We start from the raw sequence: 24,626 nt of genomic DNA, 5'->3' as shown, positions 1-24,626 counted from the left end.
GCAAGCCCGCTCCCACGAAGCGTGTTTCAGGCAAGACGGGGATGCCTTGGGTGAATATTTCACATGCCGCTAATGCATGGGATTTTCGCAGGTTCGCCACAGCCCAACAACGACGCGGCTTTGCCTAAATTAGTAAAATCATTTATTCGATAATGATCTAGCTTTAATTTTAAACATTACTTTCAGAGATAAGCGTCTGGCGTCGATGATTCAGCCACGAGGCCCACCCAAGGAGGGCTGAAGACCTGAATCAACACCCCAGGAGTTTGATCAATGGGTAATGTCCAGTCGGCCGTCAGGGCCTACGACCAGCCATGGCGTCCGGCCCCGGGCGACCTGGTCGAGCTTGGACGGACGCTTCGCCTGCCACTCGGCCAACTGCGCCTGCAACGCACGCCGGTCAGCGGCCTCAAGCGCCGCGACAAATGGGCCCTGGCCTTGCTGGTTGTAGCCCTGCACGGCGCCGCCGCTTACTGGGTCAGCCAGTCGCCAACCCCACCGTTGCCAGTGGTGCCGCCGCAGATTCCACCGATGACCATCGAGTTCGCCGCACCGGCGCCACCGGTGGTCGAGCCACCGCCTCCTGCGCCTGCGCCGCCAATCGTCGAGCCGCCACCGCCGCCGGTAGTCGACGAGTTGGCAGCCAAGCCGGCATCCAAGCCGGTGCCGAAACCTAAACCCAAGCCTGCGCCCAAGCCTGTGGCCAAGCCCGAGCCCAAGCCGGTTGAAACGCCGCCGCCCCCCGTCGCCGCGCCCGCGCCAGTAGCGCCGCCTGCTCCAGCGCCGGTCACGCCGCCATCGGCCAACGCCGCCTACCTGAAGAACCCGGCGCCGGAGTATCCGCAGATGGCCCAGCGCCGCGGCTGGGAAGGCACCGTGCTGCTGCGGGTCGAGGTACTGGCCAGCGGCAAGCCGGGGCAGATCCAGATCCAGAAGAGCAGCGGCCGCGATGCGCTGGACGCCGCCGCCTTGGCTGCGGTCAAGCGCTGGAGCTTCGTCCCCGCCAAGCAGGGCGATGTGGCCCAGTCCGGCTGGGTCAGTGTCCCGATCGATTTCAAGCTTCGTTAATACGCACCTGAACAGAACATTGGCAGAACATAGGAAGACCTCATCATGAGCCTGTTGGCATCCCCTCTCGAATCCGTAGAAAGCGCAGTCATCTGGCTGCTGGTTGGCTTCTCTGTCGTCACCTGGGGCCTGGCCTTGGTCAAGGTGGTGCAGTTCGTGCGCTTGAAGAACCAGGACAAACGCTTCCATCAGCAATTCTGGGCCGCCTCAAGCCTCGATTCAGCTGCAGAAATCAGCCATGAACTGCCCGGCTCTGCTGCCCGTGTCGCTCAGTCCGGTTACGCCGCTATCGCGGTGGGTGAGCCAGGCCATGCCAGCGACCTGAGCCAGTCGATCAACCATCAGGACCGCCTCGAACGTGCCCTGCGCCAACAGATCGTGCGCGAGCGCCGCTCGCTGGAAACCGGCTTGGCAGTGGTTGCCAGTATCGGCAGCACCTCACCGTTCATCGGCCTGTTCGGCACGGTGTGGGGGATCATGGAAGCGCTTAAAGGCATCAGTGCGGCAGGCTCGGCCAGCCTGGAAACCGTGGCCGGTCCGATCGGTGCGGCGTTGGTTGCCACGGGTGTCGGTATCGCCGTCGCCGTGCCTGCGGTGCTGGTCTACAACTACTTCCTGCGCCGGCTCAAGCTGACCGCCGCCGACCTCGATGATTTTGCCCACGACTTCTACAGCCTGGCGCAGAAGAGTGCCTTCCGCGTGCTGGTCCACCCTGCCGTGCACAAGGCCCAGACCGGTTTCACCCAGCCTGTGAAGGAGGCGTCCTGATATGGCCTTCTCGACCCAGGACAGCGACGAAGTCCTCAGTGAAATCAACGTTACGCCACTGGTCGACGTCATGCTGGTGCTGTTGGTGGTGTTCATCGTCACCGCGCCACTGCTGACCAACGCCATTCCGATCAACCTGCCCAAGACCGAGGCCGTAGCCCCGGTGGAGCAGAAGGATCCGTTGGTGGTGAGCATCGATGGCGGCGGCAAATTGTTCATCAACAAGGATGAAATCCAGCCCGACCTGCTGGAAGCCAACCTCAAGGATGCCAAGGCCAAGGACGCCGAGCTGCGTGTGCAGTTGCAGGCTGACGATGGCGTTAACTATGGCGAGGTGGCGCGGGCCATGGCGGCCATCGAGCGTGCTGGCATTACCAAGCTGGCGGTGATTACCGCGCGCTGATCGGCAAACCTTCTTCAGGCAAGTGCTTCAGGGCCATATCTCTTGGCAGGGGATGGCCCTTTTTTTAGTGTCGAGAAATGCGTGGGAGCGGGCTTGCCCCGAGATAGCGATGGTGAAGTTGATCTCGCTATCGCGGGGCAAGCCCGCTCCCACGCATTGTATGAATCGCAATATAGGTTATAAATAAATAGCTTCTTATTCCTTTACGAATATAACTCCCTCCCTATACTTGTCTGCAAGCACGCAAACTTCCAGGAGGCGTCCCCCATGCGCAATGAGTCGATTCGGTACCTGATTGTGCCGGGCTGGCAAGGATCGCCAGACAATCATTGGCAGAGTCACTGGCAACGCAGCCTGCCCAACAGCGCCAGGGTCGAGCAGCACGATTGGTTGACGCCGCTGCGCAGCGATTGGGTGCAGGCGCTTGAGCAGGCGATCAGCGCCGACAGCTCGCCGGTGATTCTCATCGCCCATAGCCTGGGATGCATCACGGTTGCCCATTGGGCGGCCCAGGCCAGCCCAGCCTTGTTGCGCAAAGTACGCGGTGCCTTGCTGGTGGCCCCGGCTGATGTCGAGCGGCCCACCTGCGCGCCGGCGCTGCGCAATTTCGCGCCGATCCCGATGCAGGCTTTGCCGTTCCCCAGCCAAGTGGTCAGCTCCGACAACGACCCGGCGGTCAACGTGCCGCGAGCGTTGTACCTGGCCCAGTCGTGGGGTGCCGAGGTTGGCCTGCTGGCCAATGCCGGGCATATCAACGTCAAGTCCGGCCATGAGCGCTGGGAGCAGGGTTTCGCTTACCTCTACCGCCTGCAGGGCCGAATCGAGCAACGCGCACTGCGCCGCGCCTGATCCGGCGGTTATCCACACAATGCCTGAGACGCCCGGCCGGTAGCGGCCCCGGGCGGGAGTTTGTCATGACTTTTCACAGCCCTTTCGGCCAGCCCCTGCTGACCTTCCCGGAACTGGATAAAAGCCCGCTGAGCATCCGCGCCAAGGCGCTGGTGTTCGTCGACCCACGTTCGCAGCAGCTGCGCCAAGACCTTGAGCGCCTGGCGCCACAGCCGTTGCCGGTGTTGATCCGTGGCGAGACCGGTACCGGTAAAGAGCTGCTGGCGCGGCAGATCCACCGGGCCAGCGACCGTGGCGGCCTGTTCGTTTCGGTCAATTGCGCGGCCATCAGCCACACCTACGCCGATGCCGAGTTGTTCGGCTACAGCGCTGGTACCCATGGCGGCACCGCCAGCAGCCGTGCGGGCTGGTTTGGCTCGGCCAATGGCGGCACGCTGTATCTGGATGAAATCGCCGACCTGCCGCTGGCCATCCAGGGCAAGCTGCTCGCCGCCCTGGAAAACCGTGAAGTCACCCGCGTCGGTGCGCAGCATCCGCAGCCAGTGGATGTGCGCCTGGTCGCCGCCTCCAGCATCGACCTGGGCCTGGCGGTCCGGGCGGGGCGCTTCAATGAGCGCTTGTATCACTACCTCCACGAAGGCGAACTGGCGTTGCCGGCGTTGCGTGAGCGGGTCGGCGACATCCTGCCGTTGGCCGAGTACTTCGTCGGGATCTATAGCGTGCGCCTGGAGCGGCCGCTGCCGCTGATCAGCGAGCAAACGCAACAGGCGCTGGAAGCTCACAGCTGGCCGGGCAATACCCGTGAGCTGGAAAACGTCATTCACTTCGCGTTGCTGGTCAGCGCCGGCGAGGAAATTCTCCCCGAGCATCTCGATCTGCCCGACACCGCGCCGCTGGCCAGCCTCGCCGCCCAGCTGGCACAACTGAGCAGTAGCCGCGAGCCAGAAACCGCCGCCGCCCTGCGCCAGCTGCTGGAGAACGCCTTGGCCAACCTTGAGCAACCTGCGCGCTAGAGCGGCGCGTAGCCGCTCATAAGCAAACGCGGTAATGGCGGTTTGTTTTTGGAATAAGCAGCTAAGCAAAAGATATTGTTCCGGAATAAAAAATCCCGGTATTGTCCGCCTCACGCCCACCGCAGCCTGCGCTGGGCACCCAACATTGCCATCGCCGATGGCCCAGCTTGATTAAGGATCACCATGAAGAAATCCCTGCTGACTGCGGCCCTGGCTGCTGCCCTGTCGCTGACTGGCCTGGCCCACGCGGCTGAAAAACTGGTGGTTGCCGCAACGCCGGTACCCCACGCCGAGATCCTCGAGCTGATCAAGCCAACCCTGGCCAAAGAAGGCGTCGACCTGCAGATCAAGGTCTTCACCGACTACGTTCAGCCGAACGTGCAGGTCGACCAGAAGCGTCTGGACGCCAACTACTTCCAGACCCTGCCTTACCTGCAGAATTTCAACGAAGGCAAGGGCACCCACCTGGAAACCGTGATCGGCGTGCACGTCGAACCCTTCGGCGGCTACTCGAAGAAGGTCAAGAGCCTGAGCGAGCTCAAGGAAGGCGCCACCGTTGCCATCCCTAACGAAGGGAGCAACAGCGGCCGTGCCCTGCTGCTGCTGCAGAAGGCTGGCCTGATCACCTTGAAAGATCCGAAGAACGCCCTGGCGACCCCGAAAGACATCGCCGAGAACCCGAAGAAGCTGAAGTTCCGCGAGCTGGAATCGGCCATGCTGCCGCGTGTGCTGGACCAGGTCGACCTGGACATGATCAACACCAACTACGCCCTGGAAGCTGGCCTGAACCCAGCCAAGGACTCCCTGGTGATCGAAGGTGCCGACTCGCCTTACGTGAACTTCCTGGTGGCGCGTCCTGACAACAAGGACAGCGACGCCATCCAGAAGCTGGCCAAGGCCCTGACCAGCCCAGAGGTGAAGGAATTCATCGCCAAGAAGTACAGCGGTGCGGTGCTGCCGGCGTTCTGATACGTCTGGGTTATCCCGTATAAAAACGCCGACGCATTTGCGTCGGCGTTTTTGTTTGTGCCGGGGGTGCTGGGTTGTCAGTGCCGGCCCTATCGCGGGGCAAGCCCGCTCCCACGCGATGTTTTAAACGTTGGATTACTGCGTGGGAGCGGGCTTGCCCCGCGATAGGGCCTAACCTGACAAACAGGAATCAGCGCTGTCCAGCAAGGGCCTTGCGCAAAGCCAGCAACCACTGAAGTTGTTCGTTCGAAGTAGGGGTGCAAGGGCTGTTCATCGTTATCGTCCTTGTTAGTTTGATGGGCCGTGCAGGTCACAGTTTGAAACCTGTTTGAGGCACTTTTTCCATGAAAGATCCCAAGCTTAGGTAGGAAATTTCTGGTTAGCCCATCAAGTGATATCAATATGCAATAAGGGTATTTAGAGAAAGTTTTTTATACCTTTAGAGTCTACCCAGCGTGCTTACCCGCACCCCCTGATTTGATCGACAACGACGCCGAGTGACCCTCGCGCCGACTGGGAATGACTCCAATGCCGTACCCCTGCAACCTCGTGTCGAGGCGCCAGCCATGACCTTCGACACCGCGTTCATGCTCAGCACCTTGCCGGCGTTTTTCCAAGCCGTTGGCGTGACCTTGCAAGTCGGCCTGATCGCCATCGCCACCTCGTTGCTGGTGGCCGTGATCAACGCCACCATTCTGGTGTTTCGCACCCCCTACCTGTGGCGCCTGGTGAAGGGTTACGTGGAACTGGCGCGCAACACGCCGCTGTTGATCCAGCTGTTCTTCATCTACTTCGCCTTGCCCACCCTAGGGGTGAAGGTGTCCGGCTTTGCCGCGGCAATCATCACCATGACGTTCATGGGCGGTGCCTACCTGACCGAAGTCCTGCGTGCGGGTGTCGAGGCGGTGCCGCGCGCACAGCTGGAGTCGGGGCGCTCGATTGGTTTGTCCGAGGGCCAGCTGCTGCGCCATGTGATCCTGCCCCAGGCCGGCATCCTCAGCTTGCCGGCGCTGTTCGCCAACTTCATCTTCCTGCTCAAGGAGACCACCGTGGTCTCGGCGGTAGCGGTGCCGGAGATTCTCTACACCACCAAGAACTACATCGCCCTGTACTACAAGACTTACGAAATGCTGGCCGTGCTGACCCTGCTCTGCGTGTTGCTGTTCCTGCCGCTGTCGCTGCTGCTGCGCTATGTCGAAAGGAGGCTGCAACATGGCCAGTTCGGCTCCTGAGCTGCTGCTGATCTCGCTGCCGCAACTGGCGGCGGGGGCAGGGCAAACCTTGGCTATTTCGGCGCTGGGAATTGTCTTCGCGACCCTGGGTGGGGTGCTTTATGGCGTGCTCGCTACAGTTGGCAACCGGCTGCTGAACTTGCTGTTGCAGGTGTACCTGGAGCTGTTCCGGGCGATCCCGGTGCTGGTCTGGTTGTACCTGGTGTTTTTCGGCCTGCCGATCTTCTTTTCCATCAGCATCCCCAGCTTCTGGTGCGCGGTGCTGGTGCTGGGCCTGTGGGGCGCCAGCGAAGTGGGGGAGGTAGTGCGCGGTGCGTTGCAGTCGCTGCCGCGTGGCCAGCGTGAGGCGGGGCTGTCGATTGGCCTGGCCAGTTGGCAGCTGTATGGCTACGTGCTGCTGCCGCAGGCGCTCAAGCGCATGACCCCGCCGACCATCAACATCTACACGCGGATCATCAAGACCAGCTCGCTGGCGGTGCTGATCGGCGTGGTCGAGGTGATCAAGGCCGGCCAGCAGATCATCGAACGCACCTACGAATCGGTGCTGATCTATGGCGCGCTGTTCCTGTTCTTCTTCTTTGTCTGCTATCCGCTGTCCGCCGCCTCGCGCGCGCTGGAACGTCGCTGGGCCCACGCATGAACGCACTGATCGAATTCCAAGGCTTCAACAAATACTTTGCCGAGCAGCAGGTACTCAAAGATGTCGACCTGCAGGTTCACGCCGGCGAAGTGGTGGTAATCCTCGGCCCCAGCGGCTGCGGCAAGAGCACCTTGCTGCGTTGCCTCAATGGCCTGGAACAGGCCCACAGCGGCCACTTGCGCCTGGAAGGCCAAGAACTGCTTGAACCGGGCACCGACTGGCGCCAGGTGCGCCAACGGGTCGGCATGGTGTTCCAGAGCTATCACCTGTTCGGCCACATGAGCGTGATCGACAACCTGCTGCTCGGCCCGCTCAAGGTGCAGAAGCGCCAGCGCGGCGAAGCCCAGGCCCAGGCTGAAGCACTGCTGGCGCGGGTTGGCTTGCTGGACAAGCGCGACGCCTTCCCGCGTCAGCTGTCCGGCGGTCAGCAGCAGCGCATCGCGATCGTGCGTTCGTTGTGCATGAATCCGCAGGTGATGCTGTTCGATGAAGTCACCGCCGCGCTCGATCCGGAAATGGTCAAGGAGGTGCTGCAAGTTATTCAAGGGTTGGCCCGCGACGGCATGACCCTGCTCATCGTTACCCATGAAATGGCCTTCGCCCGCGCGGTGGCCGACCGCATCGTGTTCATGGAGGCCGGCAGGATCCTTGAACAAAGCGACCCCGAGAGCTTCTTCACCCAACCGCGAACCGCACGCGCGCAGCAGTTCCTGGAGAAATTCTCCTTCGTCGAAAGCCTGCCGAAGACATTAGAAAAGGAACTGTCATGAAAACTGCCAACCTCACCAAACTGCTGGCGCCGTTGTTCGGCCTGGCCCTGCTGGCCGGCTGCAACAAGGCTGAAGAGCCGGCCAAACCCGGCGCGGCAACCCCGGCGCCGGCCACCAGCTACCTGGAAGTGATCAAGGCCCGCGACAAGCTGATAGTCGGTGTGTTCACCGACAAACCGCCGTTCGGTTTCGTCGATGAAAGCGGCCGTTATGTGGGCTTCGATACCGATATCGGCCGGCGTCTGGCCCTTGATCTGCTGGGCGACGAGAACAAGGTGGAATTCGTCGCGGTCGAGCCGGCCAGTCGTATTCCGTTTTTGCAGAGTGACAAGGTCGACCTGATCCTGGCCAACATGACCGTTACCCCGGAGCGCAAGGAAGCGGTGGACTTCACCAACCCCAACCTGCGTGTTGCCGTGCAGGCCATCGTGGCTGACGGCAGCGCGGTGAAGAAGCTCGATGACCTGGCCGACAAGACCATCATCGTCACCACTGGGACTACCGCTGACATCTGGCTGACCAAGAACCATCCGGACTGGAAACTGCTCAAGTTCGAGAAAAACAGCGAATCGCTGCAAGCCCTGGCCAACGGCCGTGGCGATGCTTACGCCCAGGACAACCTGATTCTGTTCAGCTGGGCCAAGCAGAATCCGGGCTATCGCGTGCTGCCGGAGCTGCTGGGTGAGGAAGCGCCGATTGCGCCGGCGGTGAAGAAGGGCAACACCGAACTGCGCGATTGGGTCAATGCCGAGCTGGCCAAGTTGGGTGAGGAGAAATTCCTGCTCAAGCTGTATGACCAGTATGTGCGTAAAGAGCTTTCTGATGACACCAAGCCTGAGAGCGTGATTGTCGAAGGCGGTAAGTGGCAGGGGTGATCGGAAAACCGGGCCGCTTCGCGGCCCGGTTACAAAGTACAGGTCAGCGGGGTTTTCGACATAGACCCAGCATTGTGAGAAAACCAGTCAGGGCGCTGAGTCTGCAGCTATTGCGGGGCAACCAGTTCAAGAGAAACGCATTGACGGCTTCAGGATTCTCCAGGTTGGAGATATGCCCCGCCTGGGGTATGAGTGCGGCCAGGCAGTTGATTGATCTTGCCATTTCGTTGGCCTCCGTAGGGGGGCGCGGGGTGTCCTGATCGCCACACAGAATGATGGTGCGTTCTGCCGGCAGTTCGCTCAACCGTGGTAACCAAGAGGAGCGCCCAAATATCAATCGGCCCATGGGAACGAGGCTACTCTGTAGCGCTTGTGCGCTGCGCCCCTTGAGCTCAGCGCGAAACCGCTCGCGAATTGACGGAACGGTCTGTCCACCGGCATGAAAGAAGATCGGCACAATCGTGTCCAGCAGTTGATCGCTGAATTCTCCCGCCGCATTGGCCGCGTCCAGCAGCGCAAAGTACTGCTGACGTGTGGTTTCAGGCTCGGCGCCCAGGTAGGTATCCATCAGCACTAAACGATCCACCCGTTCGGGGTGCTCGATTGCCAATGGAGCACCCCACATCCCACCCACCGACAAACCGATCAAATGGCACTTGGAAATTTTCAGCGCGTCGAGAAATGCCAAGTGCTGGCGCACCAGTGCATTCATGTCCACGGTAGTTGATGGTGGTGTGTCGGAGTCGCCGTGCCCCCAGAGCTCAGGAACCAGCACCCGAAAATGCTTTGAAAGCGCTTCGATCTGTGGCTGCCACATGTCTGCAGACCACAGATAACTGTGGCCAAGTAGCACCGGGAAGCCATGGCCCTGATCGATGTAGCTCATCCTTGCGCCATCGATTTCAATGAATTGCTTGTGCATGCACTATTCCGTTGTCCGGTGGGAGGTGGGTTAGCTTGCTACCGTTTAGAGCAGTCGATACCCGTTACTCACTTAGTAGGCACCAATCGAAGCGTGCTCTGGGCGGGGACAATTCCCATCTTCGCCCGGAAATATCCTCCCTCAATGTAGGACTCGGCCTGATCAGCATAATGCTTGTCGAACGGCACTCCACTTTGCCCCACTGGGTTAATACTTACTGCCTGCCCCGCATCGGCAAAATCCACTACCCGCCGCGTCGACGGTCCATAGGTCACCGGCCAAGGTGCCGGGCCAATCTTCGCCGACAAATTGTTCGGCACCTCATGGCTGCCCGGTGCGGCAAACGGTCCGACGTTGAACAACAGGTTCAGCGGTTTCTTCACCCCCAACGGATGGCCGTGCGTCAGGGTGTGGGCCTTGCCCCACTGCCAGCTGGCCGGGTCCTTGCCGAAGGTCTCACGCAAGTGCGCCAGGCTTTTGCCCCAAGCCTGACGAACGATGGCATCGCGGTCGGTACGCTGGTTGGCGCCGCGCTGATTCCACCAAGGCGAGTCGGCATCGGCGGCCAGGCGCGGCAAGGCGGCGTCGATGGCGCGGGTGCTGATCAACACCGGGAACCAGCTGTCACCCAGCTCATCATGTAGTGCCGCATACGCCAGTTCGTAAAGGAACTGGTTGAACAGCGTGGCGCTGGTCGAGTCAACGGGGTAGTCGCCGCGCCAGGCTGCCAATTGTTCAACCAGCTCCTTTTCCTGATCGCCCTCGGCAACGCTGCGCAGGGTCGCCAGCAGCGGCGCTAGGGTGCGCGGGCCATAGTCGTTGGCGGTATCGAGTTGCAGTGCCTGGCTATTCTGCACGTCCCACTTCACCTCAGGGTTGGCCAGGTGACGGTCGAGTTGGCGGCCGCGGTCCGCCAGGTTGTAGTAACCAGGCACCGGCACGGCGGCAGGTGGCTGGTAGTTGGCCGAGACGATGTAGCCGCTGGCGGGGTTTTCCTGTTGCGGGTTGACGCTGAACGGATAAAAACCAAGCTTCTGTGCCTGTGCGCTGCTGCCGTCGAGGATGAACGCCGGGTTGACCCCATCGGGACGGATCGGCAGTTGCGCTGCCGCCCACCAACCAATATCGCCGCGGGCGTTGGCCCAAACCAGATTGAGCCCTGGTGACTGGATTTTCACCGCCGCCAAACGCATCTTGCCCAGGGTATCGGCCCGGTTGAGCTGGTAGAAGCCTTCCAGCACCGGGTTTTCCGTTTCCAGGAAGGCCCACCACATGGCGATTGGAGCAGGTCCGGCGTTGTCGCCCAGCACGGTATTGACGATCGGGCCGTGGGGCGAGCGACGCAAGGTGATATCCACCGGTGTCTCACCTTTCACCGCGATCTGCTGCTGGGTCTGCTGCAGCGTTTGCCACTGGCCGTCGATCATGACTTGCTCGGCATTGGCTGGATTGACCTTCTCGGCGATCAGGTCGACGTCGTCGTTCTGGAACATGGTCAGGCTCCAGCCAAAGTCGCGATTGTGGCCCAGCAGCGCGAAGGGGTTGAGCGCCTGGAAATAGCCATACAAGTTGAAGCCTGGGGCAGAAAGCTCGGCTTCGTACCACACCGCTGGCACGGCGAAACCGATGTGGGGGTCGCCCGCCAGCAGCGTCCTGCCGCTGCGCGTGCGGCTGCCGGATATGGCCCAGGCATTACTGCCCTCGAACTGCGGGATGCCTGCCTCGCCCAGCGCGTCGTGACTGAGCCGCGCCAACTGCTCCAGGCTGCGCCAATCGGCACTGGCCAGGGGCGTTGCGAGGGCGCCGTCGGGCTGCCAGTCGAGATCGAAGATCTTCAGGTACTCAGGGCCGAGCTGGTCGCGAATATAGGTCAGTGCAGGCTCGGTGCGAAACGCTGCGGCAAAGCTGTAGGCCAGGTAGCCGGCGATGCTCAGGGTGTCTTCGGCGGTGAAGGGGCGTGCAGGGATACCAAGGATGTCGAACTCCATGGGTTTGGGATGGCTGGCCTGCCATTGGTTGACCCCATCCAGATAGGCTTGCAGGCCCTTCCAGGCCGGGCCTTGACGGTCCTGGCGCTGGACCATGCGTTCAGCCTGCTCGCGAATGCGCAGGCTGCGAAACAGGGTGTCGGTGGGCAGCAATTTGCTGCCCAGCACTTCGGCTAGTTCACCCCGCGCCAGGCGGCGCATGATCTCCATCTGGAACAATCGGTCCTGGGCATGCACGTAGCCCAGTGCGCGGTACAGGTCGGTTTCATTCTGCGCCTGCAGATGCGGGACGCCGCGGGCATCATAGCGCACGCTGACCGGCGCTTGCAGGCCGCTGATAACCACCTCGCCGGTACGCTGCGGCTGCTTGCCCTGCACGTACCAGTAACCGGCGCCAGCGGCCACGGCGACGACGATAGCCAACACGGTCAGGCTGCGTTTCATCAGGACTCCTTGTGCATTCGGGGGCAAACTGTGGTCCGATCATCGACGGATTCGCGATCAGAGAATAGTCCCGAAAGGAGTTAGCATGTCCCTAAGCGAAAAGCAGAAAATGCTCAGCGGTCAGCTCTACCACGCCAGCTGCCCCGAGCTACAGGCGGAGCAGATCGCCAATAAACACTGGATGCAGCGCTACAACAACAGCGCCGAGCTGCTCAACGACGGCAGGCATGCATTGCTGGTCGAACACTTTGCCGGTGTTGGCGAAGGGGTGGTTATCCGCCCGCCGTTCTTTTGCGACTACGGCTACAACATCAGTGTGGGTGCCAACACCTTCATGAACTTCAACTGCGTGATCCTCGACGTCCTGCCGGTGCGCATCGGCAACGACTGCCAAATTGCCCCAAGCGTGCAGATCTACACCGCCGATCACCCTATGGACCCTGAAGTGCGCCGCACTGGGCTTGAAAGCGGACGGCCAGTGACCATCGGCAATAATGTCTGGATTGGCGGCGGGGCGATCATCCTGCCGGGCGTGACCATTGGCGACAATGCCGTGGTCGGAGCTGGTAGCGTGGTGACCCGTGATGTACCGGCGGGGGCGACGGTCGTAGGCAACCCGGCGCGGGTGCGCGGCTGAAGATGAGAGCCCTGCGGTTTCGGCCGCAGGGCTGAGGGTGGTTAAAGCTGATTGCGCAGGATCAGATAAATCGGCGCAATCCCCGAGTCGGCAGGGAAGGTGATGACGTAGTCATCGACCTGCGCCTCGCTCGTTGGCAGCACGCTGCGAATCTCCGGCTCGCGAGGTACGCTGATGCTACCTGGGAAGTGGGTTTGCACCTCCTCGTCGATTGGCGGCGGTGCGATGGCGTTGCCGGTCTCGGGATCGATGGTGGGCAGGCTGGACGGCGGTGTGGTCGGATGCCACAGGACGCTGGCCAAACCTGGGCCTTCGGCATTGAAGCGATAGGCGCCCAGGTCAGCGTCCCACAGCGCCTGACGCACACGAACATCGCGCGCGCGGCTGGTGGCCACCAGTGACACTTCGGTCTGCTCGGCAACGGGTGCTACCGTCATGTACAACCGCAGAGCCAGGTTCTGCTCAGTCAGCTGATTAGCTTGTTGGGCAAGGTTCGCTCCTGGAGTCATGTTTGACAGCGGTACGCTGACGCCCATGCGCCCACCATCGCCCAACCGCGCCGAGTAGCGCATCAAGCTTGCCTGCCTGTCATTGGTATCTAGCGCTTGCTCTATAAGGCGCGGGGCAAGGCTTTGCAGCGACTCACCGAGGCGCCCCCATACCGACTCGAAGTGGGCGATGCCGCCACGTGAGGTAGCCAGCACCAAGGCATGGGAGGTGCTGGCAGTCCAGGCATTGAAGGTGACGCTGCTTTGCGTTGCGAGCGATGACTGCTGGTCGAATGCCGTATTGATCACGCGAGCAGCAATTGTTTGCAGGGCGTCGGCCACTTCGTTCTCGTTCGGCCAGGTGCGCAGATGATTGTCGAGGATGCTGGTGATACGAGCTCTGAGCTCAGTGAGTTCTTGCCTGCGGTCGTTCGGCAACGGGCGTCTTTGCAGGCGCAGGGCTAAATCGATACTGGCGGGTTCGCTCTGCAGCAACTGCGCGCGCAATACCGTTTCGAACGAAAGCTCACGCAACCTGGTGCGAGCCTTGATCAGCTCGGAGGTTTGCTGCTCGAGTTCGCGAGCAAGCTGAGATGGGCGGTCGAGGGTACTGAGCAGATCTTCCACGCTTGAGCGGGCCAGTTGGTATTGCTGCTGAGTGACAAGCAGTTGATTGAGCTTTTGTTCGCTCTGTTCAAGCTGCCGGTTGATCCGAGACTGTTGTCGTTCGCTTTGATTTGCCCGAGAGCGATCCTGGTTTGCATTGGCGGGGGTCAGATTGCTGAAGCGTTGGCTAGCCATACAGTTCTCCTCGTTTTGGAGGTTCCTAAGCTAGGTGCGCCCTGAGCCGCTAATGCGGTACATATTTATTGCGTCCGTGCTATTTGCCAGGGGCAATAACACCCTATGGCCAAGGTGTTGGAGGCCTGTACTTGGCGGCCTTCCAGCAGCGCCTTGAGGATCGGCTCGATGAAACTGTTACTGGAATTGCACACCGCCCCTTCGCTGTAAGGGCCGAAATAGGCTAGCCGCCCTTGACGGTCCCAGATGGCTACGGCGGGGCTGGCAGGTAGTTGCTCGCTGCCGGGGAGGTTGGCGATCAACATCAGACGCGCAAGGTCGGCGGGCAGCTGACCCTGGCTGCCCGGCCGTTGCACGAGATGAAAATTGACCCCCAGCGGGGTGAAGTGCTCGATCAGTTCGCTCAGGTGCTGCTGGTTGCCGACGTTGCACGGGCACGCCGGATCCCAGAAGTGCACCACGCGAATTGGCCCAGGTCCGGCGAGCTCGGCGGGCAGGCGTAGCGGGCTGCCGTCGAACAGGGTGGTTTGATTGTCGAAGGGTCGCAGGTAGCGGGATTGGAAGCTGTCGTAGGCCCACCAGACAACGGCGGTGCACAGTACTGCCATGAGCGTGCCCAGCAGCATCTTGATGGATCGTGTCGGCATGGGTTGTCCGTAGACCAGTGGCCGCCGCAGAACCCTGTAGGAGCGGTGGTATCTGTTAAGGGGCGCTCAGCTTGCCATGTCGCGAGCATAAGCTGAATATCACAGGTCAATATCGCTGTGGATTTACCCCATGCCCGCTTCACTGCAACCCGACCTGCTGCGTGCCAGTCTGGCCCCCTTGACCGAGCGCCATCCGTTATCGGCGCAGGCCTTGGAGTATCAGCGCTTCTATGGCCTGGACCTGCCGGCGCAGAGCTGGTTGGGGGGCTTCAAGGCTGGTGGCTTCGAACTGGTCGGGCAGGTCTGGCTGCCGCTGCAACCGGTGGCCACGCTGCTGTTGCTGCACGGCTACTACGACCATATGGGGCTGTATCGCCACGTGATCGAATGGGCACTGGGCCAGGGCTACGCGGTGATCAGTTGCGACCTGCCAGGGCACGGGCTATCGAGCGGCGAGCGGGCCAGCATCACTGATTTTGCCCTCTACCAGCAGACCCTGGACGCCTTGTTCGAGCAAGCGCGTGGCCTTGATCTGCCGCGCCCTTGGCACCTGTGTGGGCAGAGTACCGGCGGCGCAATTGCGGTCGATCATTTGCTCTACAGCGGCGAGCGCAGCCCGGTGGACGGCCAGGTCATCCTGCTGGCGCCGCTGGTACGGCCACAGTCCTGGCGCTGGTCGAAGCTCAGTTATCGGGTGCTGCGCCACTTCGTCAACGGCATCGAGCGGCGTTTCAGCGAGAACAGCAACGACCCGGCATTCCTGCCATTTCTGCAAGCCGACCCGCTGCAGCCGCGCCGTCTGCCTACGGCCTGGGTCGGGGCGCTGATGGCTTGGGTCAAACGCATCGAGGCCGCGCCGCGCAGTGCGCGGCGGCCGTTGATCGTGCAAGGGGAGGCCGATGGTACGGTCGACTGGCCCTACAACCTCAAGGTGCTCAAGGCCAAGTTCGCTGAGCCGCAAATCCTGATGCTGCCTGAGGCGAGGCATCATCTGGCCAACGAGCTGCCGGCCATTCGTCAGCGCTATTTCGACTTCATCGATCAGCGCCTTGGCTGATCACTTGAGGTCGTTGGCGCTCTGGCCGACCGCCAGGCCTGCGCGTACTGCGGCCAGCGCGGCCTTGTAGTAGGCCTGGCCCTCTGCCGATTCGGCGAAGGTCGAGAACTGTTCCAGCTCGGCATCGCTCAGGTCGCGGTACACGTACAGCAGGGTGTTGTTGAGGTCTTCGCCAATCTGGTTCATCAGCCGCTGGCGCTGGCCGTCGAGCAGGCCCTGGGCTTGTCCTGCGCCAAACAGGCCGGGAATCATCGAGCTCAGGCTGTCGGCGGCGACCCCGGCAATCGCCAGGCTGACTTCAGCGCCGGCTTCGCGAGCCGGCAGGGCCTGGGCCAGGTGGCCGATGATCAACTGACGGGTGTCACTGGCCTGGATCTTCGGCAGGCCCTTGGCGTTTTTCGCCAACTGGTCCTTGCGCGTGGCCAGCAGCTCGGCGGCCACCACCTTGCGCCCCAGCGGCGACTGGAAGAAGGCCAGGGCGGGCGCCGGATTACTCAGGTTGCTGCGCAGCTGGGCCTGGGCCCGTTGGTCCATGGCCTGGGCTTGGAAGCGTTGGTTGCTGTTGCTCACCAACGCCTGGTAAACCGCAGGCGGCAGACTATTGCGGTAGCGCTGTTGGGCGGCGCTCACGGCATCGGTGAAATGGGCGCGCTGGTCGGGCCAGCCGGCGGCCTTGTACAGCTGATCGAGGGTGTCTGCCCAGACAGGCATGGTGCAGATCATCAGCAAGAGCAGGGAAAACAAACGGCGCATTCAGGACTCCTGTCGGCAGTGCGCTATTGTCCGTGGCGTGGCGTGAGTTTGTCGAGACGCAATGACGAACGTCAGCCAAGTGGCGCTGGAGGGGGGCAGGGCGAATGGATATGATGCGCCATGCACAATACTCTCGAATCTCCCATGCTGTCGGCTGTTGTCGATGACCTGGCCACCCGTGGCTGGTCTGAGCAGGCCAACTTTCTGCCTGCCGACCTGGTTCGCGCACTGGCGACCGAATGCCGACGCCGCGCTGCCGAAGGCGAACTCAACCCTGCCGGGGTTGGGCGCGGCGCTGCCCAAGAGGTTCGCGAGGCGATCCGTGGCGATCACATCCTATGGCTCGACCCTGGCGAGTCTGACGACTGCGATCAGTACCTCGATGCCATGGATGAGCTGCGCCTGGCGATCAACCAGGGGTTGTTCATCGGTCTTGAGGACTACGAGTGCCACTTCGCCCTGTATCCACCAGGGGCCTTCTACCGCCGGCACCTGGATCGCTTCCGTGATGACGATCGACGGGCGGTCTCGGCGGTGTTTTACCTCAATGAAAACTGGCAGCCCGGCGATGGTGGCGAGCTGCGCATGTTCCTTGCCGATGAGGTCGTACGCGATGTGCAGCCTACGGCGGGCACCCTGGTGGTGTTCCTTTCCGGGGATATCCCCCACGAAGTATTGGCAGCCAGGCGAGATCGACTGTCCTTGACCGGCTGGTTCCGGCGGCGTGGCAATGAGCCGTTCTGAGTGCGCCAAGGTGCTGGTCAGCGCTTGCCTGCTAGGCCAGCCGGTTCGCTATGACGGGCGCGCCAGCGGCCATCCGGATTTGCTGCAACGCTGGCAGGCCGAGGGCCGGGTAGTGCCGTTGTGTCCAGAGGTGGCCGGTGGGCTGCCAACCCCGCGTCCGCCGGCGGAGATTTCGGGCGGGCAGGGCGCGCAGGTACTTGCCGGTCAGGCGCGAGTGATCGCGGTGTCGGGTGAGGATGTCAGCGAGGCGTTTCTGGCGGGTGCTCAGCTGGCCCTGGCGGTGGTTCGACGGCATGGCATCCGGGTGGCGGTGCTCAAGTCTGGCAGCCCTTCGTGCGGTAACCGCTTGACCTACGATGGCAGCTTCAGTGGGGTGAAGGTGCCGGGCGAAGGGGTGACCACCGCGCTGCTGCGGCGCGAGGGGGTGTTGGTGTTCAGTGAGCTGGAACTGGATCAGGCAGAGCAGGCTGTTCAGGCATTAATGCGCTGAAGGTGCCGGCCTCATCGCGGGGCAAGCCCGCTCCCACGCTGCCTGTCGGGAGCTCGTGGGAGCGGGCTTGCCCCGCGATGAGGGCGTCACTGACCTGCCGTAGCCTGCTCGCCACCCTCAAGCCATTTTTTCTCCAGCGCCGCCAAGCGGCCGTCATCCTTGATCCGCTGCAATGCGTTGTTCACTGAGCTCTCGAACGCCGGGTTGTCTTTCTGGAATGGAATAACCCGCTTGGCTTTGCCAAACGATTGGCTGACATCCAGGGCCCCTTCGACCTTCTGCTCGACACTCATCTGATTCAAGGCAATATCGAACTTGCCGCTTTCCACACCCGGCAACACCTCTTCGGCCGGCGCCTCGATGAACTCGGCGCGCAGGTCCAGCTCCTTGGCCAGGGCCTGGCCCAATTCGATATCGAACCCGGTCAGGTGCTCTGCGTCCTTGAACGCATAGGGCGGTGTGTCGGCTTGTACGGCAATGCGCAGTTCGCCCCGGTCGTTGATTTCGTCTATCAGCTCGGCCTGAGCCAACGGAGTGATCAGTACTGCCAGCAGTACGCCAATGGTCAAACGCATGAGAGCCCCTTCTGGTTCGGCAGGTGAATTTCATTCGCCGCGGCTTTCTGTCTTGCCTCGGTCGAACGCAGGCTATGACCTTGTGTCCCGATTAATGTTTTAGTCTGCCCTGATTTTTTTATAACGTGGGTTTTAGACACCTTTGGCCACAATTGGTCTATGTTGAACTTCCGCTGCCTTTCGTTTATCGGTAGCGGTTATTGAAGTGAATCACAGGAGAAGTGAATGAACAGCCTATTTTCGCGTGCTGCGGTTGCCGGTCTGCTGATGGGGGCGTCGCTGTTTGCCAGTGCCGCGGATGCCCTCAAGAGCCAGGAGCCGCCGACGGGCGCCAAGGTCTTCATCGTTTCCCCCGCCGATGGCGCTACGGTCGACAAGACCTTCACCGTCAAATTCGGTATCGAGGGCATGGAGCTTAAACCTGCGGGCGACCAGACCCCGCACAGCGGCCATCACCACTTGCTGGTGGATGTCGACAAAGAGCCGGTCAAGGACATGCCGCTGCCGACTAGCCTGATGCCAGAGAACAACGCGCCGCTGCCGGCTGGGCCGCAGGTGCTGCACTTCGGCAAGGCGCAGACAGAAGCCACCATCACCCTGACGCCGGGCAAGCACACCCTGCAGCTGGTGCTGGGTGACCAGTATCACGTGCCGTTCAAACCGGGTGTTGAGTCGCAGAAGATCACTGTTACGGTCAAGTAATGAACATTTAGCAGGATTGGCTGGGGCAGTTATCGCCTCATCGCGGGGCAAGCCCGCTCCCACGCCAGTCCCTGCGCCGCAACTGACCCAACGAAAAAAGGGAGGCCACCAGGGCCTCCCTTTTTCATCCAGCCAGAGAACTTAGAACAATACGCGCGAGCGAATAGTGCCCTTGACGTGCTGCAGTTTCTCTTGGGCCAGGTCCGAGTACTCGGCATCTACGTCGATGACCACGTAACCCACTTTCTCGTTGGTCTGCAGGAACTGACCGGAGATGTTGATACCGTTCTCGGCGAACACTTTGTTGATCTCGCTGAGCACACCCGGGATGTTTTGGTGGATGTGCAGCAGGCGGTGCTTGCCTGGGTGAGCCGGCAGGGCAACTTCCGGGAAGTTGACGGACGACACGGAAGTACCGTTGTCGCTGTACTTGACCAGCTTCTCGGCCACTTCCAGGCCAATGTTGGCCTGTGCTTCGGCGGTGGAGCCACCGATGTGCGGGGTCAGGATCACGTTGTCCAGGCCGCGCAGCGGGCTTTCGAACTCTTCGTCGTTGGAGCGCGGCTCGACCGGGAATACGTCGATGGCAGCGCCGATCAGGTGCTTGTCCTTGATCGCGGCGGCCAGGTGGTCCAGCTCGACCACGGTGCCACGGGCAGCGTTGATCAGGATCGCGCCCTTCTTCATCGCGCGGATTTCCTTCTCGCCGATCATCCACTGGGTGGATGGCAGCTCAGGCACGTGCAGCGAGACGATGTCGGCCAGGCCCAGCAGCTCGTTCAGGCTGGCGACCTGAGTGGCGTTACCCAGTGGCAGCTTGGTCAGTGGGTCGAAGAAGTACACCTGCATGCCCAGGCTCTCGGCCAGGACCGACAGTTGCGTGCCGATCGAGCCGTAGCCGACGATGCCCAGCTTCTTGCCGCGGATTTCGAACGAGTTGGCCGCGCTCTTGATCCAGCCGCCACGGTGGCACGAGGCGTTCTTCTCAGGGATGCCGCGCAGCAGCAGGATGGCCTCGGCCAGCACCAGCTCGGCCACCGAGCGGGTGTTCGAGTAAGGGGCGTTGAACACGGCAATACCGCGCTCGCGGGCCGCTTCCAGGTCGACCTGGTTGGTGCCGATGCAGAAGCAGCCGACCGCGACCAGTTTCTTCGCGCAGTCGAAGATCTCGTCAGTCAGCTGGGTGCGCGAGCGGATGCCGATGAAGTGGGCGTCGGCGATCTTTTCCTTGAGCTCTGCTTCTGGCAAGGAACCCGTGAGGTACTCGATGTTGGTGTAGCCGGCAGCCTTGAGGGTATCGACCGCGTTCTGGTGCACACCTTCAAGAAGAAGGAACCGGATCTTGCTCTTGTCGAGAGAAGTCTTGCTCATCTGCGTAAACCTGTATCCCGGAGAAAAAATGGCGAGGGGGTAAAGCGGCGCGGCGTCGGCCTTAGCACGAACAGCGGGAGGGCTATGCTAGCATACGCGACACAATCTGAGCCCATACCGACAGGTGAAGAGTGCTCAGGGTGACTATGAATAAGTCGAGAGTTCCAGCGATGACCCACCCTGCGGTAATTGATGAGCTGATGACCCTGGTCGACCCTGGCAAGGTCCTTACCGATCCCGCTTCGCTCGAGGCTTACGGCAAGGACTGGACCAAGCATTACCCTCCCGCGCCCAGCGCCATTGTGCTGCCCAAGACCACCGAACAGGTGCAGGCTATCGTCGCCTGGGCTAATAAGCACAAGGTAGCACTGGTGCCCTCTGGCGGACGAACGGGGCTCTCGGCAGGTGCGGTGGCGGCCAATGGTGAAGTGGTCGTTGCGTTCGATTACATGAACCAGATTCTGGCTTTCAATGAATTCGACCGCACGGTGGTTTGCCAACCCGGTGTGGTGACCCGTCAGCTGCAACAGTTTGCCGAAGATAACGGCCTTTATTACCCAGTAGATTTCGCCTCATCGGGATCCAGCCAGATTGGCGGCAACATCGGCACCAATGCCGGCGGAATCAAGGTGATTCGCTATGGCATGACCCGCAACTGGGTCGCTGGGCTGAAAGTGGTCACCGGCAAGGGCGAGTTGCTTGAGCTGAACAAAGATCTGATCAAGAACGCCACGGGCTACGACCTGCGTCAGCTGTTCATTGGTGCCGAGGGCACATTGGGCTTTGTGGTCGAAGCGACCATGCGCCTTGACCGCGCGCCGCGCAACCTCACCGCGATGGTGCTGGGCACGCCGGACTTCGACTCGATCATGCCGGTGCTGCATGCCTTCCAGGGTCGCCTTGACCTGACCGCATTCGAATTCTTCTCCGACAAGGCCTTGGCCAAAGTCATGGGCCGTGGCGATGTACCGCCGCCGTTCGACACCGATTGCCCGTTCTATGCCCTGCTGGAATTCGAGGCCCTCAATGAAGATGTAGCCAACGATGCCTTGGCCACCTTCGAGCATTGCGTCGAGCAAGGTTGGGTGCTGGACGGGGTGATGAGCCAAAGCGAAACCCAGCTGAAAAACCTGTGGAAGCTGCGCGAGTACATTTCCGAGACCATCTCCCACTGGACCCCGTACAAGAACGACATCTCCGTCACCGTCTCAAAGGTGCCGGCGTTCCTGCGCGATATCGACGCGATTGTCGGCCAGCACTACCCCGATTATGAAGTGGTCTGGTACGGCCATATCGGCGATGGCAACCTGCACCTGAACATTCTCAAGCCCGACGACATGAGCAAGGACGACTTCTTTGCCTCCTGCGCCAAGGTCAACAAGTGGGTATTCGAGATCGTCGAGCGCTACAACGGCTCGATTTCCGCCGAGCATGGCGTGGGCATGACCAAGCGCGACTACCTGGGCTATAGCCGCTCCGCGCATGAAATCGCCTGCATGAAAGCTATAAAGGCCGTTTTCGACCCTAACGGCATCATGAATCCGGGTAAGATCTTCGCTCCTGAATAAAAGCAGTAAGCAGAAGGAGTCGGCCATGAGTTACCAGCACCAGTACGTAGACGGCACGCGCATTCACTTCCCGCTGGGCAAAGTGGTGTGCATCGGGCGCAACTACGCCGAACATGCCAAGGAACTGGACAACCCCATTCCGACCGAGCCGCTGCTGTTCATCAAGCCGGGTAGTTGCGTGGTACCGCTGGAAGGTGGCTTCAAGATCCCGACTGAGCGTGGCTCGGTGCACTATGAAGCGGAAATCGCCGTGCTGCTGGGCAAGCCGCTGTCAGCCCATCCTTCGGAAGAAGAGGTGCTCGATGCCGTCTCCGGTTTCGCCCCGGCGCTGGACCTGACCCTGCGCGACCTGCAGGCCAAACTCAAGGAGAAGGGCCTGCCGTGGGAACTGGCCAAGAGCTTCGACGGCGCCTGCGTGCTGCCGCCGTTCGTTTCTGCCGGCACTTTCGAAGACCTCAAGGACATCCCGGTGCGCCTGACCATCAACGGCGAAGTGCGCCAGGATGGCAACAGCGCGCTGATGCTCAATCCGATCGTGCCGATCATCCAGCACATTGCTTCGCATTTCTCGCTGCAGCCTGGCGATGTGATTCTGACCGGTACTCCAGCGGGTGTCGGGCCGTTCAATGTCGGTGATGAGTTGGTGCTGGAACTGCCGGGTGTGGTCCGCTTCGAGAGCCGGGTGCTCTGATCTGATACCGCCGCACCTTCTTCGCGGGTAAAACCGCCTCACAGCACCTTGCAGCGCTGCACAAACCTGTGAGAGCGGGCTTGCCCGCGAAGAGACCATGACTGAGCCACCTGTCCTGGCAGCAATTAGCGTTTTTTTCACAAACAATCCGGATAATGCACGCAATTTCGTCCATTCGCCGGCGTTAGGAAAAACGCGGCATCCCCAGGATCACTACCTCTATGGCAACGCCCTCCAGCGCTTCACTTCCTCCACCGCGCAAGCGTCGCCTGTTCCTGCGTTGGCCTTTCGTGCTGGGCGTGGTGGCGGTCATCGGCTATGGCCTGTCAGTTGCCATGCACTGGGACGATCGCGGCCAACTGTGGATCAAAGAGCGCTTCGAAAGCACTGCCGAGCGCAGTGAAAGTGTCTGGCTGCCCGACTACATTGCCGATATCGATGCCAAAGTGTTGCCTGGCATGGCCGATGACGAAGCTTCGGACCTGGCGTTCAACCCGCATACCCGCACCCTGTTCGCCGTCATGGGCAATAACCCGTTCCTGGTCGAGTTGAGCCTGGATGGCGACGTCCTGCGCAAGATGCCGCTACTGGGCTGGGACAACCCTGAAGGTGTGGCGGTGCTGGAAGATGGCCAGATCGCAATCGTCGATGAGCGCAGCCATGACCTCACCCTGGTCAAGGTCGACGCCAGCACCACTTCGCTCAAACGCGACGATTTCAAGCGCTATGACTTGGGTAAGTCCGCCGACGACAACAAAGGTTTCGAGGCGATCGCTTGGGACCCCGTACGCCAGCGCCTGGTGATCGGCGAGGAGCGGCCCCCGAAGCTGTTCACCTGGAACACCGATGGCCGCAGCCCGCTGATCGGCGACAAGCAGCCGCTGCCCAACGATCAGCTTGATTTACGCAACCTGTCGGCGCTGGGCGTTGATCCGCGCACCGGCCACCTGCTGGCCTTGTCGGCGGATTCGAACATGTTGCTGGAGCTGGACGAGAACGGCGAGCAAGTCAGCTTCATGACCCTGCTTGGCGGTTTCAATGGCCTCAACAATCGCGTGCCGCGTGCCGAAGGTGTGGCCATGGATGACCAGGGCACCCTGTATATCGTCAGCGAGCCCGACCTGTTCTATCGATTCAAGAAGCACTGACGGCCGTCTGCTCAGGCGACAGTGATGGCATTAAGCTTTACTTCAGCTGATCGTGGTTAGATTCGCCTCCCTTTCGCCGAGTCTGCCTTCATGCGCCGTTATTTTCGCTTGCCGTTGTTACTGCTGTTTCTGGGCTTGTCCTCGCTGCTGGTGATTGGCCTGGCGGCGCATGAGTTTCGCCTGTTCGAGCGCGGCTGGTTCAATCTCAAGACCTGGTGGCAGCCTGCCGAGCAAGGCATTGGACTTGGGCGTTACCAGGTGGTCCTAGAGGCCCAGCCGATTGAGGGCTTGGACGACGACATCTCGGCGCTCACCTACGATCCTGAGCGCAAGACCCTGTTCAGCGTTACCAACAAACGTTCCGAGCTGATCGAGCTGTCGCTGGATGGGCGCATTCTGCGCCGCGTCCCCCTGACCGGCTTCGGTGATCCGGAGGCGGTGGAGTATGTCGGCTCGAACAGTTTCGTGATTACCGACGAGCGTCAGCAGCGGCTGATCCGGGTTCGCCTGGATGACGACACGCTGTTTCTCGACGCCAACGATGCCGAGCAGCTGACCTTGGGCATCGGCCTCAATGGCAACAAGGGTTTTGAGGGGCTGGCCTACGACTCGGCGGGCAAGCGCCTGTTCGTCGCCAAGGAACGTGACCCGATGGTGATCTACGAGGTTCACGGCTTCCCCCATGAAAACCCAGAGCAGCCCTATGCGGTGCACGTGGTGCAGGATCGCAAGCGCGATTCACGCTTGTTCGTGCGTGATCTGTCGAGTTTGCAGTTCGATGAGCGTAGCGGGCACTTGCTGGCGCTGTCTGATGAGTCGCGCTTGGTGGTCGAGTTGGATGTGAAGGGCAAGCCATTGAGCACCTTGTCGTTGAGCAAGGGTTATCAAGGCTTGAAGAAGACCGTGCCGCAGGCAGAAGGGATTGCCATGGATGATGCGGGGACGATCTACCTTGTGAGCGAGCCGAACCTGTTCTACGTGTTCAAACAGCCGGCTGAGTGACTGCCCTTGAG

Annotated in this window: 26 protein-coding genes; 19 read left to right on the top strand and 7 right to left on the bottom strand. The window is 61.2% G+C overall.

All coding sequences use genetic code 11. The features are described 5' to 3' along the window. Window positions 1–273: 273 nt before the first annotated feature. From ACF8K2_RS12895 to ACF8K2_RS12850, 10 genes are all read left to right on the top strand, one after another. Window positions 274–1,068 (top strand): energy transducer TonB, encoded by a 795-nt coding sequence (locus ACF8K2_RS12895; protein WP_392465151.1) that lies wholly within the window; start codon window positions 274–276, stop codon window positions 1,066–1,068. 45 nt (window positions 1,069–1,113) lie between these two features. Next, window positions 1,114–1,836, top strand: coding sequence for a MotA/TolQ/ExbB proton channel family protein (locus ACF8K2_RS12890; RefSeq protein WP_392465149.1), 723 nt, complete (start codon window positions 1,114–1,116; stop codon window positions 1,834–1,836). Between the two features lies 1 nt (window position 1,837). Next, window positions 1,838–2,239, top strand: a complete 402-nt coding sequence (locus ACF8K2_RS12885; protein ID WP_186555874.1) for a biopolymer transporter ExbD — start codon at window positions 1,838–1,840, stop codon at window positions 2,237–2,239. Window positions 2,240–2,506: 267 nt separating this feature from the next. After that, window positions 2,507–3,088: an alpha/beta hydrolase gene (locus ACF8K2_RS12880; RefSeq protein WP_186555875.1), complete on the top strand. Its 582-nt coding sequence runs from the start codon at window positions 2,507–2,509 to the stop codon at window positions 3,086–3,088. 65 nt (window positions 3,089–3,153) lie between these two features. Beyond that, window positions 3,154–4,101: a sigma 54-interacting transcriptional regulator gene (locus ACF8K2_RS12875; protein ID WP_392465148.1), complete on the top strand. Its 948-nt coding sequence runs from the start codon at window positions 3,154–3,156 to the stop codon at window positions 4,099–4,101. 183 nt (window positions 4,102–4,284) lie between these two features. After that, entirely contained in the window at window positions 4,285–5,070 is a 786-nt protein-coding gene (locus ACF8K2_RS12870) for a MetQ/NlpA family ABC transporter substrate-binding protein (protein WP_392465147.1), read from the top strand. Window positions 5,071–5,636: 566 nt separating this feature from the next. Next, window positions 5,637–6,302: an amino acid ABC transporter permease gene (locus tag ACF8K2_RS12865; RefSeq protein ID WP_186555878.1), complete on the top strand. Its 666-nt coding sequence runs from the start codon at window positions 5,637–5,639 to the stop codon at window positions 6,300–6,302. Beyond that, window positions 6,283–6,942 (top strand): amino acid ABC transporter permease, encoded by a 660-nt coding sequence (locus tag ACF8K2_RS12860; protein ID WP_186555879.1) that lies wholly within the window; start codon window positions 6,283–6,285, stop codon window positions 6,940–6,942. Before ACF8K2_RS12865 ends, ACF8K2_RS12860 begins: the two co-directional genes overlap by 20 nt. Next, a complete protein-coding gene (locus ACF8K2_RS12855) occupies window positions 6,939–7,712 on the top strand; it encodes an amino acid ABC transporter ATP-binding protein (protein ID WP_186555880.1) in 774 nt (257 codons plus the stop codon). The genes ACF8K2_RS12860 and ACF8K2_RS12855 overlap by 4 nt, the downstream gene beginning before the upstream one ends. Continuing rightward, on the top strand, window positions 7,709–8,587 hold the full coding sequence (locus ACF8K2_RS12850) for a transporter substrate-binding domain-containing protein (protein ID WP_264236795.1): 879 nt from the start codon (window positions 7,709–7,711) through the stop codon (window positions 8,585–8,587). The genes ACF8K2_RS12855 and ACF8K2_RS12850 overlap by 4 nt, the downstream gene beginning before the upstream one ends. Window positions 8,588–8,630: 43 nt before the next feature. On the opposite strand, the gene ACF8K2_RS12845 is transcribed toward ACF8K2_RS12850, so the two are convergent. Continuing rightward, on the bottom strand, window positions 8,631–9,509 hold the full coding sequence (locus tag ACF8K2_RS12845) for an alpha/beta fold hydrolase (RefSeq protein WP_392465145.1): 879 nt from the start codon (window positions 9,507–9,509) through the stop codon (window positions 8,631–8,633). Between the two features lie 68 nt (window positions 9,510–9,577). Next, window positions 9,578–11,941, bottom strand: coding sequence for a penicillin acylase family protein (locus ACF8K2_RS12840; protein WP_392465143.1), 2,364 nt, complete (start codon window positions 11,939–11,941; stop codon window positions 9,578–9,580). An 85-nt stretch (window positions 11,942–12,026) separates the two neighbouring features. Here ACF8K2_RS12840 and ACF8K2_RS12835 point away from each other — a divergent pair, with 85 nt between their 5' ends. Continuing rightward, window positions 12,027–12,578, top strand: a complete 552-nt coding sequence (locus tag ACF8K2_RS12835; RefSeq protein ID WP_264236791.1) for a sugar O-acetyltransferase — start codon at window positions 12,027–12,029, stop codon at window positions 12,576–12,578. 41 nt (window positions 12,579–12,619) lie between these two features. On the opposite strand, the gene ACF8K2_RS12830 is transcribed toward ACF8K2_RS12835, so the two are convergent. Beyond that, entirely contained in the window at window positions 12,620–13,867 is a 1,248-nt protein-coding gene (locus ACF8K2_RS12830) for an S-type pyocin domain-containing protein (protein ID WP_392465140.1), read from the bottom strand. Between the two features lie 65 nt (window positions 13,868–13,932). Beyond that, window positions 13,933–14,514 (bottom strand): DUF6436 domain-containing protein, encoded by a 582-nt coding sequence (locus tag ACF8K2_RS12825; RefSeq protein ID WP_392465139.1) that lies wholly within the window; start codon window positions 14,512–14,514, stop codon window positions 13,933–13,935. A 130-nt stretch (window positions 14,515–14,644) separates the two neighbouring features. Here ACF8K2_RS12825 and ACF8K2_RS12820 point away from each other — a divergent pair, with 130 nt between their 5' ends. Continuing rightward, window positions 14,645–15,571, top strand: a complete 927-nt coding sequence (locus ACF8K2_RS12820) for an alpha/beta hydrolase (protein ID WP_392465138.1) — start codon at window positions 14,645–14,647, stop codon at window positions 15,569–15,571. Here the strand turns inward: ACF8K2_RS12820 and ACF8K2_RS12815 are convergent, their stop codons facing one another. Beyond that, window positions 15,572–16,324 carry a DUF2059 domain-containing protein gene (locus tag ACF8K2_RS12815; RefSeq protein ID WP_186555887.1) on the bottom strand — a complete coding sequence of 251 codons (753 nt, stop codon included), beginning with the start codon at window positions 16,322–16,324 and terminating at the stop codon, window positions 15,572–15,574. Window positions 16,325–16,444: 120 nt separating this feature from the next. Between ACF8K2_RS12815 and ACF8K2_RS12810 the strand changes: the two genes are divergently transcribed. Together ACF8K2_RS12810 and ACF8K2_RS12805 are read left to right on the top strand one after the other, a co-directional pair. Then, window positions 16,445–17,068 (top strand): 2OG-Fe(II) oxygenase, encoded by a 624-nt coding sequence (locus ACF8K2_RS12810; RefSeq protein ID WP_186555888.1) that lies wholly within the window; start codon window positions 16,445–16,447, stop codon window positions 17,066–17,068. Next, window positions 17,055–17,558 (top strand): DUF523 domain-containing protein, encoded by a 504-nt coding sequence (locus ACF8K2_RS12805; protein WP_392465137.1) that lies wholly within the window; start codon window positions 17,055–17,057, stop codon window positions 17,556–17,558. Before ACF8K2_RS12810 ends, ACF8K2_RS12805 begins: the two co-directional genes overlap by 14 nt. A gap of 86 nt (window positions 17,559–17,644) precedes the next feature. Here the strand turns inward: ACF8K2_RS12805 and ACF8K2_RS12800 are convergent, their stop codons facing one another. Further along, a complete protein-coding gene (locus ACF8K2_RS12800; protein WP_186555890.1) occupies window positions 17,645–18,133 on the bottom strand; it encodes a transporter substrate-binding domain-containing protein in 489 nt (162 codons plus the stop codon). Between the two features lie 225 nt (window positions 18,134–18,358). On the opposite strand from ACF8K2_RS12800, the gene ACF8K2_RS12795 reads away from it, so the two are divergent. Further along, the gene (locus ACF8K2_RS12795; protein ID WP_186555891.1) at window positions 18,359–18,835 is read left to right on the top strand and encodes a DUF4399 domain-containing protein; all 477 of its coding nucleotides are present in this window, start codon (window positions 18,359–18,361) and stop codon (window positions 18,833–18,835) included. Between the two features lie 141 nt (window positions 18,836–18,976). Here ACF8K2_RS12795 and serA read toward each other — a convergent pair whose 3' ends face one another. Further along, window positions 18,977–20,206, bottom strand: coding sequence for a phosphoglycerate dehydrogenase (gene serA, locus ACF8K2_RS12790; protein WP_264235734.1), 1,230 nt, complete (start codon window positions 20,204–20,206; stop codon window positions 18,977–18,979). A gap of 170 nt (window positions 20,207–20,376) precedes the next feature. On the opposite strand from serA, the gene ACF8K2_RS12785 reads away from it, so the two are divergent. From ACF8K2_RS12785 to ACF8K2_RS12770, 4 genes are all read left to right on the top strand, one after another. Beyond that, window positions 20,377–21,774 carry an FAD-binding oxidoreductase gene (locus tag ACF8K2_RS12785; RefSeq protein ID WP_368971714.1) on the top strand — a complete coding sequence of 466 codons (1,398 nt, stop codon included), beginning with the start codon at window positions 20,377–20,379 and terminating at the stop codon, window positions 21,772–21,774. Between the two features lie 25 nt (window positions 21,775–21,799). Next, window positions 21,800–22,465 carry a fumarylacetoacetate hydrolase family protein gene (locus ACF8K2_RS12780; RefSeq protein WP_392465136.1) on the top strand — a complete coding sequence of 222 codons (666 nt, stop codon included), beginning with the start codon at window positions 21,800–21,802 and terminating at the stop codon, window positions 22,463–22,465. Between the two features lie 221 nt (window positions 22,466–22,686). After that, complete coding sequence (locus ACF8K2_RS12775; protein ID WP_392465135.1) at window positions 22,687–23,613, top strand: SdiA-regulated domain-containing protein; 927 nt, start codon at window positions 22,687–22,689, stop codon at window positions 23,611–23,613. 90 nt (window positions 23,614–23,703) lie between these two features. Beyond that, complete coding sequence (locus ACF8K2_RS12770) at window positions 23,704–24,615, top strand: SdiA-regulated domain-containing protein (protein ID WP_186555896.1); 912 nt, start codon at window positions 23,704–23,706, stop codon at window positions 24,613–24,615. Window positions 24,616–24,626 lie beyond the last annotated feature (11 nt).

It is taken from the genome of Pseudomonas sp. xss_2 (genome assembly GCF_043104195.1).
Taxonomy (GTDB): Bacteria; Pseudomonadota; Gammaproteobacteria; order Pseudomonadales; family Pseudomonadaceae; genus Aquipseudomonas; species Aquipseudomonas urmiensis.
This window is presented reverse-complemented; position numbering and strand designations above follow the sequence as displayed.

Excerpts from the sequence above, each read along its gene's own strand:
- ACF8K2_RS12885 (WP_186555874.1), top strand. The coding sequence starts at position 1,838 with ATGGCCTTCTCGACCCAGGACAGCGACGAAGTCCTCAGTGAAATCAAC.
- ACF8K2_RS12805 (WP_392465137.1), top strand. The coding sequence starts at position 17,055 with ATGAGCCGTTCTGAGTGCGCCAAGGTGCTGGTCAGCGCTTGCCTGCTA.
- ACF8K2_RS12845 (WP_392465145.1), bottom strand. The coding sequence starts at position 9,509 with ATGCACAAGCAATTCATTGAAATCGATGGCGCAAGGATGAGCTACATC.
- ACF8K2_RS12880 (WP_186555875.1), top strand. The coding sequence starts at position 2,507 with ATGCGCAATGAGTCGATTCGGTACCTGATTGTGCCGGGCTGGCAAGGA.
- ACF8K2_RS12825 (WP_392465139.1), bottom strand. The coding sequence starts at position 14,514 with ATGCCGACACGATCCATCAAGATGCTGCTGGGCACGCTCATGGCAGTA.
- ACF8K2_RS12895 (WP_392465151.1), top strand. The coding sequence starts at position 274 with ATGGGTAATGTCCAGTCGGCCGTCAGGGCCTACGACCAGCCATGGCGT.
- ACF8K2_RS12835 (WP_264236791.1), top strand. The coding sequence starts at position 12,027 with ATGTCCCTAAGCGAAAAGCAGAAAATGCTCAGCGGTCAGCTCTACCAC.
- ACF8K2_RS12855 (WP_186555880.1), top strand. The coding sequence starts at position 6,939 with ATGAACGCACTGATCGAATTCCAAGGCTTCAACAAATACTTTGCCGAG.
- ACF8K2_RS12785 (WP_368971714.1), top strand. The coding sequence starts at position 20,377 with ATGACCCACCCTGCGGTAATTGATGAGCTGATGACCCTGGTCGACCCT.
- ACF8K2_RS12840 (WP_392465143.1), bottom strand. The coding sequence starts at position 11,941 with ATGAAACGCAGCCTGACCGTGTTGGCTATCGTCGTCGCCGTGGCCGCT.
- ACF8K2_RS12820 (WP_392465138.1), top strand. The coding sequence starts at position 14,645 with ATGCCCGCTTCACTGCAACCCGACCTGCTGCGTGCCAGTCTGGCCCCC.
- ACF8K2_RS12775 (WP_392465135.1), top strand. The coding sequence starts at position 22,687 with ATGGCAACGCCCTCCAGCGCTTCACTTCCTCCACCGCGCAAGCGTCGC.
- ACF8K2_RS12890 (WP_392465149.1), top strand. The coding sequence starts at position 1,114 with ATGAGCCTGTTGGCATCCCCTCTCGAATCCGTAGAAAGCGCAGTCATC.
- ACF8K2_RS12795 (WP_186555891.1), top strand. The coding sequence starts at position 18,359 with ATGAACAGCCTATTTTCGCGTGCTGCGGTTGCCGGTCTGCTGATGGGG.
- ACF8K2_RS12860 (WP_186555879.1), top strand. The coding sequence starts at position 6,283 with ATGGCCAGTTCGGCTCCTGAGCTGCTGCTGATCTCGCTGCCGCAACTG.
- ACF8K2_RS12800 (WP_186555890.1), bottom strand. The coding sequence starts at position 18,133 with ATGCGTTTGACCATTGGCGTACTGCTGGCAGTACTGATCACTCCGTTG.
- ACF8K2_RS12830 (WP_392465140.1), bottom strand. The coding sequence starts at position 13,867 with ATGGCTAGCCAACGCTTCAGCAATCTGACCCCCGCCAATGCAAACCAG.
- ACF8K2_RS12865 (WP_186555878.1), top strand. The coding sequence starts at position 5,637 with ATGACCTTCGACACCGCGTTCATGCTCAGCACCTTGCCGGCGTTTTTC.
- ACF8K2_RS12770 (WP_186555896.1), top strand. The coding sequence starts at position 23,704 with ATGCGCCGTTATTTTCGCTTGCCGTTGTTACTGCTGTTTCTGGGCTTG.
- ACF8K2_RS12780 (WP_392465136.1), top strand. The coding sequence starts at position 21,800 with ATGAGTTACCAGCACCAGTACGTAGACGGCACGCGCATTCACTTCCCG.
- ACF8K2_RS12870 (WP_392465147.1), top strand. The coding sequence starts at position 4,285 with ATGAAGAAATCCCTGCTGACTGCGGCCCTGGCTGCTGCCCTGTCGCTG.
- ACF8K2_RS12810 (WP_186555888.1), top strand. The coding sequence starts at position 16,445 with ATGCACAATACTCTCGAATCTCCCATGCTGTCGGCTGTTGTCGATGAC.
- serA (WP_264235734.1), bottom strand. The coding sequence starts at position 20,206 with ATGAGCAAGACTTCTCTCGACAAGAGCAAGATCCGGTTCCTTCTTCTT.
- ACF8K2_RS12815 (WP_186555887.1), bottom strand. The coding sequence starts at position 16,324 with ATGCGCCGTTTGTTTTCCCTGCTCTTGCTGATGATCTGCACCATGCCT.
- ACF8K2_RS12875 (WP_392465148.1), top strand. The coding sequence starts at position 3,154 with ATGACTTTTCACAGCCCTTTCGGCCAGCCCCTGCTGACCTTCCCGGAA.
- ACF8K2_RS12850 (WP_264236795.1), top strand. The coding sequence starts at position 7,709 with ATGAAAACTGCCAACCTCACCAAACTGCTGGCGCCGTTGTTCGGCCTG.